This window comes from Streptomyces collinus Tu 365 (genome assembly GCF_000444875.1).
Lineage (GTDB): Bacteria > Actinomycetota > Actinomycetes > Streptomycetales > Streptomycetaceae > Streptomyces > Streptomyces collinus_A.
In genome coordinates this window covers 22,445-34,824 of record NC_021985.1, presented here as the reverse complement: position 1 = coordinate 34,824, position 12,380 = coordinate 22,445, and the positions used below count along the sequence as shown (strand labels likewise).

At 67.4% G+C, this 12,380-nt stretch carries 9 protein-coding genes and 2 pseudogenes; 8 read left to right on the top strand and 3 right to left on the bottom strand.

Going from position 1 to position 12,380, the window contains the following annotated elements; genetic code table 11:
• The first annotated feature begins 201 nt into the window (after positions 1-201).
• Positions 202-1,272 (top strand): hypothetical protein, encoded by a 1,071-nt coding sequence (locus tag B446_RS00130; RefSeq protein WP_020943826.1) that lies wholly within the window; start codon positions 202-204, stop codon positions 1,270-1,272.
• A 281-nt stretch (positions 1,273-1,553) separates the two neighbouring features.
• Here B446_RS00130 and B446_RS00125 read toward each other — a convergent pair whose 3' ends face one another.
• Together B446_RS00125 and B446_RS38875 are read right to left on the bottom strand one after the other, a co-directional pair.
• Entirely contained in the window at positions 1,554-4,295 is a 2,742-nt protein-coding gene (locus B446_RS00125; RefSeq protein WP_020937356.1) for a trypsin-like peptidase domain-containing protein, read from the bottom strand.
• On the bottom strand, positions 4,292-4,804 hold the full coding sequence (locus tag B446_RS38875) for a trypco2 family protein (RefSeq protein ID WP_148305704.1): 513 nt from the start codon (positions 4,802-4,804) through the stop codon (positions 4,292-4,294). Before B446_RS38875 ends, B446_RS00125 begins: the two co-directional genes overlap by 4 nt.
• Positions 4,805-4,836: 32 nt before the next feature.
• Between B446_RS38875 and B446_RS00115 the strand changes: the two genes are divergently transcribed.
• The 7 genes and pseudogenes from B446_RS00115 to B446_RS39975 all read left to right on the top strand — a co-directional run bounded on the left by B446_RS00115 (position 4,837) and on the right by B446_RS39975 (position 8,547).
• The gene (locus B446_RS00115) at positions 4,837-5,763 is read left to right on the top strand and encodes a hypothetical protein (RefSeq protein ID WP_020943827.1); all 927 of its coding nucleotides are present in this window, start codon (positions 4,837-4,839) and stop codon (positions 5,761-5,763) included.
• Between the two features lie 289 nt (positions 5,764-6,052).
• Positions 6,053-6,646 carry a Mu transposase C-terminal domain-containing protein gene (locus B446_RS00110; RefSeq protein WP_020937353.1) on the top strand — a complete coding sequence of 198 codons (594 nt, stop codon included), beginning with the start codon at positions 6,053-6,055 and terminating at the stop codon, positions 6,644-6,646.
• A gap of 262 nt (positions 6,647-6,908) precedes the next feature.
• Positions 6,909-7,286: a hypothetical protein gene (locus B446_RS40890; RefSeq protein WP_052352091.1), complete on the top strand. Its 378-nt coding sequence runs from the start codon at positions 6,909-6,911 to the stop codon at positions 7,284-7,286.
• Positions 7,208-7,375, top strand: a pseudogene (locus B446_RS40885) (ATP-binding protein); the annotation flags it as partial. The gene B446_RS40890 and the pseudogene B446_RS40885, both read left to right, overlap by 79 nt.
• Before the next feature lie 149 nt (positions 7,376-7,524).
• Positions 7,525-7,785, top strand: coding sequence for a hypothetical protein (locus B446_RS39985; RefSeq protein ID WP_052352090.1), 261 nt, complete (start codon positions 7,525-7,527; stop codon positions 7,783-7,785).
• Positions 7,782-8,144 (top strand): annotated as a pseudogene (locus tag B446_RS41045) (ATP-binding protein); the annotation flags it as partial. The gene B446_RS39985 and the pseudogene B446_RS41045, both read left to right, overlap by 4 nt.
• A gap of 163 nt (positions 8,145-8,307) precedes the next feature.
• Entirely contained in the window at positions 8,308-8,547 is a 240-nt protein-coding gene (locus tag B446_RS39975) for a hypothetical protein (RefSeq protein WP_020937351.1), read from the top strand.
• Positions 8,548-9,943: 1,396 nt separating this feature from the next.
• On the opposite strand, the gene B446_RS00095 is transcribed toward B446_RS39975, so the two are convergent.
• A complete protein-coding gene (locus tag B446_RS00095; protein WP_020937350.1) occupies positions 9,944-11,167 on the bottom strand; it encodes a helix-turn-helix domain-containing protein in 1,224 nt (407 codons plus the stop codon).
• Positions 11,168-12,380 lie beyond the last annotated feature (1,213 nt).

The following is a 12,380-nucleotide window of genomic DNA, read 5'->3' as shown; positions in this document are numbered from 1 at the left end:
GGGGTGACGTGAGCGGGCGATGTGGCTTCCTGCCGATGCCACGGCTTGAGACCAACGCACAGTGACGATGAGCCCCGCTCGCCGAGATGTTTCCTTCATCCAGGTCCGGCGGCGTCGCCACCAGGCCTTCGCCGTGTCCGTCATCAGGCGCCCCGACGGCGCTCTCGCACCATGATCAGGGTGGTGCATAGGATCGCACGAGTGGCAGACAAACTGATCGGCAAAGGACCCCTGCGCGGCTACCTCCTGGAGGAGGTGTTGGCTTGGCTCCTGCGCTCCAGCGGCTTCGAGGTCCTCACCGCCGCCGACGATTTGGACACGGAGCCGAAGGTCCTGAAGGAGGACAAGAACGGTCTGCTGGTCCGCGGACGCGGAGCCTGGCACCAGGTCGACGCGCTCGGCCAGTTCCGCTACGTCCCGCCGTTTTCCCTGCCGGTCCGCCTGTTCGTCGAGGCGAAGTACCTGACCACAACACCAGTTCAGCTGCCCACCGTGCGTAACGGCCACGGCGTGATCCACGACGTGAACGAGGCCGAGACCACCACGCTCACCGCTCCTGGGGCCGGCCGGCCACGGACGCGATACCGCTACAACTATGCGATCTTCTCCACGTCCGGCTTCAGCCCAGTGGCACAGGATTACGCGCTGGCCCACCAGATATCCCTGATCGACCTCTCCACACCGGACTTCGCCGTACTGCGGGATCTCGTCAAGAACACAGCCGACACCGTCCACGCAGTCCTCGAGGCAACACCGGCAGCCCAGCGCCCGAAGATAAGCGACATGCGGGCCTATCTCCGCGTCCCACTGCTGGACATGAACCCAGGTGAGGCGGAACTGGCCGACGCGATCCGTGGCCCACTCGACTACCTGGCCCAGGCCCTGCACAGCCGGAGCCAACTCGGCCTGGTCCTGGCCTTTCCCGCAGCGCCGTTCGTCCTGGGACTTGCCTCAGACGATCTCTACTCGTTCGTGGACTACGCCAGAGACCACCCCACACACACCGTACGCCCGCGCCGCATCCATCAGCCCGCGTCACATCCCGTCTGGGAACTGCGCTCCGCGGAGCACCCCGAAGCATATGCGCTGCGGTTCTCACTGCCGGAGCGGATCGAAAAGTGGATCGTCGCGCAAGACGAAGGCATGCCCTCACGAACCCGGTACGTCAAACGCAGCATGCTGTCGACCATGACCCTGTACTGGATGCACGGGGAGCATGCCCAGACCTTCCAACTCCGCTACGAGCCAAGCGAACTCCGGCTCGACAGGTGATCGCCAAGACGACGAAGCTCCGTGCCCTGGGCCTGTTGCAGGTGCGGTGAACGACGCAGTACGCGAGTGCAGCTCCCGCACCCCACCCGTTCTATGTCCGCTGCCATCCAACTTGCCCATCCGCCCAAGGATCGCTAGGCCTCTGGATCGCTCACGATTCTTCCGGCCCGTGTGCAGGGTGGGCTCCAAGGGCCTCGGCGGCGGGCTGGTTCTGGAGGGTCGTCTGCGCCCGGGGCCGACGGGCAACGTATCCACGTGGGCCTGGGCTCTCGGCTCTCGCATCAGACCGAGGCGGAGGGAGGGCCTTTCCGGACGATCCACTCCTGAAGTTCTTGGTGGCGGAACTGGAACCCGACACCGCTGATGGTCATCAGCCCCGCCTTCCTGGCCCAGTCCAGGAAGGCGGCGAGCCGCCAGGGCAGTTCGTTGCGGGCCAGCGTCATGGCTGTGATGTAGCGTAGCCAGGGCACAAGGAAGAAGCCGAAGCCGAGGACAAAGCCGAAGCAGCCGCCGAAGGCCAGCCCGGTGGTCCACGAGTAGTCCAGGAGCAGCGGGAACAGCAAGGCTCCCAGGCCCGCGAAGATGGCGGCCCCGAGCGTGTCCAGCACCCAGAAGAACTTCGGGTTGAAGTTCCCGCTCAGAGTGCGGTCGAGTCCCACTTTCGCCTCCATGAACCAGCCGAACAGGGCGGCCACGACGGCTCCTGCGGCTATGCCGGGCGCCCATCCGAAGGCCAGCATGACGGCCATGCCGACCCCCAGGCCGATGGCGCTTCCGATCTCGAGGCCGGACACGATCCGGCGCGGGCCGCGGCGGCTACGCAGTCCCTGGGTGCGGCGCTGAGCGAAGGCGAGCAGAGGCCAGTGGGTGGGAGGCATCCATGGCCAGTAGCGCAGTGCGAAGTAGGCGCCGGCCGCGAGCAGCGCGCCTGACAGGCCCAGAGCCACCCAGAAGCGCGTCGCGGTGGCGCCCGTCAGCGACGGCCAGCGGCCGGTGAAGAAGTCCGACGCGTGACCGGGGCCGCAGACCGCGGCGATCATGCAGGCAAGGCTGAAAAAGACGAGGGGCACGGTGTGCACGAACAGGTGCGCTATCCGCACCCGCCACGTTCCCGCGACGGGCCAGATCCGGGCCAGGACCACTTCGCGGCCGGACAGCGGCACGCCGTGGACCGTGCCCCGGTATTGCTCCAGGTGCTGTGCAAGCACGGTGAGCCAACTCATGGCCTGCTGAGGGCTCTTTCCGCTGGTGCCGCTCGTGTGAACGCTGTGATATCCGTGCACCGAGGGAACGAACGATGCCAGCAGTTTCTCCTCGACTTCCACGTCGGACGTCTCGTGCTTGATCAGATCATCCGGCGTGACGTGGCGGGACGCTGCGGCCCACTCAGCCAGTGTCAGTTTCCATGGGGTGTCCAGGCGCCGGGCGGCGACCGACTGGTCTCCGTGTGCGCCGATGTCCTCAAGCACCGGCCCCCAGTCGACCGGCGTGTTGGTCTCCTGATCGCGCGGTCCCCGGGCCGACTCCAAGTGCTCTTGGATCTGCCGCCAGGTCAGGCGTTCCACTTGCACGACGGAACCCTCCGGTAGAGGGATGTCACAGGGCTCTGCCTCGAAATCTTTGCGGGCGCGAGTAGCCACGACAAGAGCGCCGCGTGACCCGCCGTGGATATCACGGTAACTATCCAGGGCACAGACCAGGTCATCGAGGACGGAACCGGAGGAGGCGGGCTCGGTGGAAGCGGTATCGGGCAGGAGCTGGTCCATGCCGTCCAGGACGGGCAGAATCCTGCGCCCGGCGACGAGCCTGCGGGCGTCTTTCCACGTCACCACGAGATCATTTTCGAGGAGCTGGTCAACGAGCCAGCCCTCGAAGCATTCGGCCAGCGCCCTCGGCCTGGCATCGGGCGGCATGCGCCGGATGTCAGGAGAGGGCACTCGCCAGGCGGCAAGGTTGAAGTAGACAGGCACCGGCTGGCCGGGCATGTCGAGGAGCTGCCGCATCAACCGCAGGGCCAGGATCGTCTTGCCCGATCCGCTCGGTCCGGTGATGATCATCCGGCCTGGTGAGAGTGCCAGGTAGTACGTGTGGATGGAGTCGTGGGTGATAGGGATGGCCTGGGCGTTGCGTGCGTACTCCTCGCCGCCCACGGCGCTGCAGTGCACATCGAGGGCCTGGTCCGCCTCCTCGCTCACGCCGTGCCACCCCGAGGTGAACGCGCCGATCTGTTGCGCTATGGCCAGGCGCAGGTCTTCCTCCGCCGCAGTACGCGCCAGCGGGGATGCCGCAGCGCTTGTGTTGGCGGCCGGATCCGGCACGGGGTAACAGTGCGGGTCAAGCCCAAGCCGCCGGCGCTCCCGGACGAACTCAGGATCGTCCCACCAAGCCGAGACCGGCACGGCGTGGAGCCTTGTGCCGTCGTACGTATCGGGGTCGGCATCGCTGGAGAGCACACCGACCAAGTAGGGACCGCTGAACAGAGCAGTTCCCGAGGCCCCGCTCCACTGCGAAGCCTGCCACCGCTGGACTCGTTCCGGGCTGTCACGCATGTCGGGGGCCCGCCGGGTCGGCCCGCCCACATCAACGCTGAGGACATGACGTCGGGGCTGCAGGGTCACCCATCCCCACAGGTGGTCGGAGTGGCGGACACCGTCCGGGGTTCGTCCCTGGCGACTGGGAAATCCCAGTCCGGCCACCTCGCGGCGGCCGCCGTCGATGCGTCCCCAGCGCACGTTCCTCAGCCGCGCCGAGGGCGCTGCAAGCTCCAGGAGTGCGACATCGACCGTCGGGTCGGCAGGAGTCCACACCACGGTCGCCGGCAGTGCTTCGGACGAGGACATGCCGCGCACGGTGACGCGGACGGGGGCACCTCCGGCGTCGACGACCAGATGTCGTGCGGTCAGCACAGCCCGGTCAGCGATGACGTAGCCCGTTCCCCACTGCCGACGCCCGTCCCCGAGCTCCATGACCGTCTCCACCACACGGTCCGGGACCGGATGTTCCTCCCGGTTGTCCTGCCTCATGCAGAATCATGAGTGAATTCGCCGATGAACACGTCATCGGGCGTCCCGTTGAGCACGTTCACCGGCCGCAGGGACAGTTTGATGCGGTGTCCCGTGGCCGGATCACCGGCGGGCTGGATAACGCGCAGCTCCGCCGGGTCGTTCTCGGTCGCACCGGGTGAGACTTCGACGTGAAACTCCAGATCGAGGCAGGACAGCCCGAAGCGGATGTGCTGATCCCCGGCATCTGAGAGGGCTTTCGCGAGCGCCTGGCGCACTCCCGCAACGGCTGCTGAAAGACTTACCACGTCAGGTTGCGTCGACTCAGATGACATGTACACCCCCCCGGGTGCAGGCGCGGTCGCCTGCTGCGAGGAAGCGTAGAGCGCGGTAACACCCGGGTGGGGCGGATCTGTCGAAAAAGTGGACTGCGGCTGGACAGAATCCGGCGGACAGATCTCTTCAAGATCAAACAAGGGATGTTGTTCCCATGCCTTGGGACAAGCCCCATGCCAGGCCGGATCGACCACGCCGGCTGCGCAGTTGAGGCAAACTGGCCCGCATGCTCGCCATCCATACGCACCATGCCATCCTCGCGGCAGGCAGCGCCGTGCCTACCACGACCGCTCCGTGGTGGGGAACGGTGCTAGGAGCAGGCATCGGAGCTCTCGGTGCCGGTATCGTCTCGTCTGTTGTCGCGGTACTGAACAACCGGGCCAGCCGCAAACAGCTCAAGCTGCAGTTGGAGCGGCAGGAAGCCATGCTCGACAAGCAGCTCGACGCTCAGCGCGAGCAGCACACCGCTCAACTGCAGGCACAACTGAGACAGCACAGTGAGCAGCTCCAGGCCCAACAGCGCGACACTCTTGCCGCGTTGCAAGCCCAGGCAGAGCGCAGCGACCTGGACATCAACGCCCAGCGGCAGCGCGAAGTCGAACAGCGGCATGCCGAACGCGAGCAGTGGCGTCTGGAAGCGCGGCAGAAGACCTACGTCGACTTCGTCACGGCAGCCGAGAGATTGCGAGACACCGTCGCTGTGCTGGGCCGCGTGCTCAGTGGCACCTTCCCCACCGTCGGCGGGCTGCAGCCCAGCGAGCTCAACCGCCTGCTCGCTACCCAGAAGCAGATGCACACCCTGTACGAAGCGGCCTTCCAGCAGGCACAAGTGGTGCGTCTCGCAGGACCGCGCGACGTAGCCGCCCATGCCCGGGACCTCTGCCTGATCATGAACGAATACATCAACTACTCCGACGAGCGTATTCGCGCCGCGCAGCAGAATAGGCCTTCTGAGACCCTCAGAGACTGGCAAGAGTCCGTCCGGCGCATGCAGGACCACCTCGAAGATTTCCTGAACGCCGCCTACCTCGTGGTGAACGCCGCGCCTGCCGCCTCCCCGGGCGCTTCCTTGCCCGCCCAATCTGCCAGCACACCGCAGCCCAGTGGCACCCCGCCCGGACCCAGCCCTCAGCATTCGCCCGGGGAGGACTGACACGGCCAGACCCGGTCCGAAGACACCAGGCACGGCAGGACCGCGTCTATGCAGAACGAAGCGGTCCCGGTCCACTCTCCAGCCCGTCAGACTCGTCGAATGTGCCTACCTCAAGGCGGGCCGGGCCCCCACTGGCCCTGGAGCGTGATGTCGCAGTTTGTGTGCGCGTACTGCGGTGCTGAGGTGCCCACGACGCCCGGGTACGAGATGACTGCTGCGGTGCGGCACGCCAGGGAGGTTCGTTGAGCTCTTCGCGCAGTGGGTCAAGACCCGCAACGCCGACCACACCATGGCCGGCTACGGCGACCTGACCCCGCTGCAGTGGTGGAACAGCGAGAACACCCCGCTGCGCGAAGTCAGCGCCGAGGACCTTCACGCCTTCCTCCTGGAAGGCGACCGCTCCACCCGCGTCATCAACGGCCACGGCATCCGGTTCAAGGGGCGCGACTACATGGCCGGCTGGATGACCGGCCGCTCCGGCACCCGCGTCCACATCCGCTTCCAGCCCCACCACCTCGAACAGATCGAGATCTTCGAGGCCGACAACCGTCGGCACCTGGGCACCGCCTACCTGGCCGACCAGGCCACCGACGAGCAGATCGAGCAGGTTTACCAGGCTCGCGCCGAACGCTCCCGTCGTGTGCGCCGCGACCTGCGCCGGGCCGAAGCCCTGCGCCGCCGCCGCTTCAAGGCGCACACCACCACCGGACCGGCCCAGGCCGACACCGCGATGACCCGCAAAGAGGCCGCCCAGGAACTGCGCCCCTGGAGCTCGGGCCGGACCGCTGACGATCTGCCCTCCGACTACATGCCCCGCCGCATCACCCCGCCCGGCGGCTGGGCCGTCCCCGACACACCCACCCCCACTGAGGAAGACACGTGACCACCCCGCGCACCGCCCCCGACCCGCCCCGGGCCCCCCACCGCCTGCGGCCAGGACGAGCACCGGCGAGCCCAGCTCCCGAACGGCCGCCAGTACGACCACCCACCCCCGCCGCACCGTCCGCATCCGCCTCGAGGATGCCCACACCGACGACCTCGACGACCACGACACCGGTCGGCCACCGGCCGCAGCGCACGCCCAGCCCGCCCACCCCGCATCCGACAGCACCCACACCGCCCCGACAACCTTGAAGGACACCCACGTGACCGGCACCGACACCACGCAGACGACACCCCGCCCCGACCAGGACGACGTCGTCGGCGAGCCCGACTTTTACCTCAACCTTGCCGACGCCCGCATCGTCGCGACCGAAGCCCTCCTCGAAGCCAGCGAGAACATCGCCGACACCATCGAAGCCCGGGCCATGTCCTGCATCTACGGCGACGCCGGCCTCGGCAAAACCTTCTCCGTCCTGACCGCCCTCAAGGAAATCTCCGCCGAACGCGTCCTACTCTTGCAGTTCCGCTCCCGCCCCACCCCCCCCGTGACATCCGCCAGGAACTGTTCACCGAACTCCGCCTCGAAGGCGAACCCCCGTCCCACCCCAGCGAGTTCGACCGCCTGCTCAAGCGAACCCTGACCCGCAAGCCCTACGTCCTTGTCTGCGACGAAGCCCAGCAGTTCAGCCGCGAATGCTTCGAGTTCGTCCGCCACCTGTGGGACACCGGTAAAGGCAAGAACCGCCCCGCTGTCCTCTTCGTCGGCGGCGAAGAGGCCTACAAGACCCTCTACAGCGAACCCGCCCTCGCCTCCCGCATCTACATCTACAGCGAACCCGCCCTCGCCTCCCGCATCTACATCTGCAGGAATTCGCCCCGATGGAAGCCGACGAGGTCCAGCGCAACATCCCCCTCTTCCACCCCGTCTGGGCCGATGCCTCACCCGAACTCATCGACTACGTCTACGAAGAAGGCGCCGACGGAACCTTCCGCGTCTGGTCCAAGATCACCTACCACGTCCTTGAAGGAATGAAGCGCCGCGGCCTCGAAAAGGTCGACGAAACCATCGCCCGCTGGGCCATCCGCCGCGCCCTGCCCCACCGCCGCCGCTCCCGCCGCCCCCAGCAGGACGCCGGATGACCAGCCCCGTCAGCGCCCCACCACCCCACTACCTGAGCCTGCCCGGCGCCCGCACCGTCACCACCCAGGCCGTGCGGGCCGCCGGCGACGCCCTCGACGACGCACTGCATCACCAGAGCATCATCTGCCTGACCGCCGACCCCGGTGTCGGCAAGACCTTCACCCTGCACGTCCTATGCGAGCAGCGCCCCACCCTGCCCACGCTACGGCTGCTGCAGCGCCCCCAGGCACGCCCCGACGACTTGCGCCACAACCTCCACCACGCCCTCAACCTGCCTGGCGACCCGCCCCACGACGCCGGAATCTGCGACGACTACCTGCGCCACGCCCTGGCACACACGCCCCGCCTCCTCGCCGTCGACGAAGCCCACCAGATGTCCGCCTCCTGCATCGAATTCCTGCGCTACCTCCACGACGACCCCGCCCCCCCAGATCACCATCCTGCTGCTCGCCAGCCGACCCCGCCTCAGAGCCCTGCGCTCACAGCCCACCCTGCTCAGCCGCGTCACCACCTGGCACCACATGGAACCCCTCGGCGCGGACGAAGTCCTCACCGTCCTGCCCGCCTTCCACCCGCTGTGGCACAACACCCCGATCCAGACCCTCGGCCGTCTGGACGACATGTGGGCGCACGGCAACATGCGGCGCTGGGCCGCCCTCACCCACCAGCTCCAAGCCCACCAGCGTCGCCACCCCGACCACCCGCCCGACCCGGCCACTCTCCTGCGCCGCCTGGACCCCCGTCTGGCCCACACCACATGACCTCAACGCCTTCCAGCACCGCACCGGACGAGACCTTCCACAAGTGGACCCCCGCGTGGTCCCCAGACCACACCGACCCCGGTCTGCCGCCCATCACCCTGATCACCGACACCCACGACCAGCCCGCCTACACCACCACCGCGCTCGCAGCCCACCAACCCAAGCTCGGCCGCATCGCCGTCCACCCCACACCCCTGGCCACCGCACCCGCCTACCTCGCCCACGACCTCATCCGCGCGCTCGGCAAGCACCTGCCACCCCCAGACATCGACCCGCCCTGGTGGACTGGCAACGCCGACGAGTCCTGGCGCGTAGCGGCCGCATGGACCGAAGCCCTCAACATCAGCCACTACGTCATCTGCCGAGCCCACCGCATCACCGGCCGCCACCTCGAGCACCTCATGGCCCTGCGCGAACGCACCCGCATCCGTCTCACGCTCGTCGTCAGTGGCCCACCGTCAGATGCCCTGTCCACCATCCTCAACACTGTCGCCCACCACCAGATCGACAGCATCGAAGACACCCGCCAGCACCTGAACGCAGACCCAGCCGCCACACCGCAAACTCCGGCCGACTACCCCTGGTGGCAGCGCGCACCGTTTCCATGCCCTCCCAACGAGCCCTGGTACGAGCTACCCCCACGCCCCCGGCGCCCTGCCGGGAGCCCCGACGAAATCACCTCCGGCGCCCGCGGCACTCCCACCCGGCTTCCTTCGATCGACAGCCACCCACCAGCCATCGTGTTGTCGGCGTTCACGCGCGCCGACACCTCCAGCGCACACTTCGAAACCGTGGCCCAGCGAATCCACACCCGCGTCGCCCACCCCGTACATGCCGCAGTCGTCGCCATCCGTGCCTTGACCGGCTACGGAACTGACTGGCCCGGCTCACCCTTACCACCCCACACCGCCGACGAGCCGGCCTCCCCACCGATCTTCCTGACTGGGCTCGCCTCCTTCAGGACGCGGCCCGCATCCACACCGAACTGCGAGGACGCCACGTACCGCCAGAGCACTTGTCCGGCGCGAACACGCCGTTCCGGCTGTCGGCCTGGGACAACAACGAAGTCGCTCACGCCACCGAGACCTGCCACCTCGTCGCGCCGCAGTCGCCGGGCACGTGACGCATTTCAAGAGAAGGGGCAAGCAAGAGGCGCAGCAGCATCAGCGCCCGAACGCCCGCTATACCCGGCCCGGCGCAAGCCACGCGAGGCCGTTCGCTCCTGTCGAAGTCACAGCAACTGTTATCACGGAGGCGCCCCGCGGCCGTGCCCAGCCGGTCGTCTGCTGATCCGCAGCAGGCACACTTGGGGACGCAACGGCGTTCTAGCGGTCAGCGGAGCCGGGCAGGGTCAGCCCTGTTCGGCCCCGCTGTAACAGTTCCTTGCTCAGCATCGTTAAGGCGACGTCGAGGAGGCAGCCCGGAGTCGCTCCAGGGCCTCCTCCATGCCAAGCAGGCCAGCGTCCAGGCTGATCTGTTGGAGCCAGCTGTCGATGAGGGCGCGGCGCTCTGCGGGCTCGCGTTGGTCGATGCCAGGGTCGGCGAGCAGGTTGGCGCCGCGGGAGGTGCCGGCATCCGGCATCGGAGTCAGTCCGTTTCCAGCGAGCAGGGCTGGGACGTCTGTGCTGCTGATGAAGTCAAGGCTCAGCGGTTGCGGCACAACGAGCGGATCGATGCCTGCCAGGGCGGCAAGCGCTTTGGTGACCTCGTCGTCAACCATAGAGCTCGCCAAGGAGTCGAGCAGTTCGTGAAGGCGGGCTATGGAGAGGGGCACGCTGCGGCCGAGGGCGTGGCCGAAGCGTGCCACGACTCCCAAGGAGACCTGCAGGTGCGAGACCGGAGCTCCATAGGCGTCTGGAAGATCGATCGTGGCAACGGCCTCCAGCGGGGAAGACGGTGCTTCGTTCGGGCCGCCTTGCCACAGGAGCCGGACCTTGCGGGCACGGTTGAAACCCGCGCGGTGGAAAGGGGTCATGCCACCGTCGCCGAGCGATGCGCACCAGTGGAAAAGGGTCCGGTGCAGGGGCGAGTTGTTCAGGGCATCTGCGAAGGCCTGTACTCCGCGTTCGGACAGTGGACGCCAGGTGGCTGAGGCGTCGACCGGGACGTACATCCCGGTGCGGACGAGGAAGTCCGCGGCTTCTTGGCCCTGGTCATCGCGAGGGAGTTCGACCGGGGGCAGCCTCAGCCCGGCTGCAGCTGGCTGGGGAGCGGCCTCGGTGAGCAGCTGGGCGAGGCGCGAGCGGTCGGCTACCGCGTTGCGTCCGTGCAAGCGGATTGGTGCGGCCCCCTGGATCAGCAGTGGGCCTGGTGCCTTGGCAGGGTCGACGCGGACGACCAAGACCATCAGGCCGTCGGTCTCCGGGAGGGGCACGGGAATGATCTCCGGTTCCCAGGGCGGCTCCAGCTTCTGATGGCAGCTGCTGACGATCTTGACGATCGTGTCTTCCGGAACGCCAACGATCCGGTCTTCGATGTTGCGCTCGGTGACGCCCACCAGGATGAGGCCGCCGTAGCTGTTGGCCATCGCAGCGACCGAGTCAGGGATCTTGGCCGCGTAGCTTTCCTTGTACTCCAAGGTCAGGCTCTCCGGCTGGCCGACGTCGACCAGCTCGCGCACACGTTCCAGGGTTACGTCCGTAACGCGGCAGGCGAAAAGAGAAGCGGTGGACGTCATATCGGCCGCCTGTTCGCTGGAACGGGAAGGGTGTTCGCAGGTCTCGCGCGGACAAGCTAGCGAAGCAGCAGACGCCTGTACTGCGGATTTGGAGGAGCTGGGCCAACTCCGCTTCGCTGGCCACATCGGGTGGGAGGCGCCGGTGCGGCCCGCGCTTGCGACTAGCTGTCCATCGGCGAACAAGTTCTGACAGAGTCCTTCTTGCTCCGCCAGTAGCTGGCGGCGACGGCGGCCACCGCTTGGCACAAACCCTTCAGTTCCTGCCGCGAAAGGTTGTCGCACCGCACGCAACCCTCCTATCCGCGCACCCTCACTGGGCGGTGCGATCATTCAGCGCCATCCTGTGGGCAGGCCGCGGGGAGACGCCCGCCATGCTGGGAACACTCCTGACTCGTGCCCCGGACGCGCGGGTACGGTGCACTCTGGCGACCGAGGTGGCAGCGCGGACCGATCCCCGCAGTAGCGCGGTGGCGGCGATACTCGCCAATGCCCCCTGGTACAGCCAGCGTGTGCTCCTCGACGGTAGCGTCAGCGAGTGGACCATCCATCGAGGCTCGGCAGGGTGCCTACCGGCTGAGGATGATGGAACATCCGGTCCTGTTGTTGTGGTTCGGGCCGGCTCTCCCCAAACCCTGTGCTCTCCAGTGCATGGTGATCCGGAAGCCTCCGGCGGGGGCGAGGCGCCTACAGCAGTACGGTCCTGTCCGCCCCGGTGGTTCGTCGGCACCCTGCATCGCTGCTGCTCATACGGGCACCAGTTGCCATGACGGCGCTTGGAGCCAGCCCCGGACAGCAGGATTGCCAGGCGGGTAAGCCGTCGAACCAGGGGTGCGGCGCGGGTTGTTCTCCCGAGACAAGAGGCAAGGGCCTGCAGACGGGGATGTGTCTGCAGGCCCTCCGTAGTCAGAGGAGGCTGCGTAGCTGGTCCAGAAGGAAGCGTACGAGCGTGGATACGACGGCGCCCAGGGCGACGTTGCGCACTTCGGTGGAGTGCGAGTCCGGGCGTGGCGTGCGGCGATTACACGGCATGGTTGCGTCCTGACGTTGTAGGAGAGGGGAGTCGGCCGGCCTGCTCACCATGTTCAGGAACGCTGAAGGACCTCCGCTGAAATGCGATGACGCCTGCGTGCTGGACACGGATTGCTCAGTTCACAGG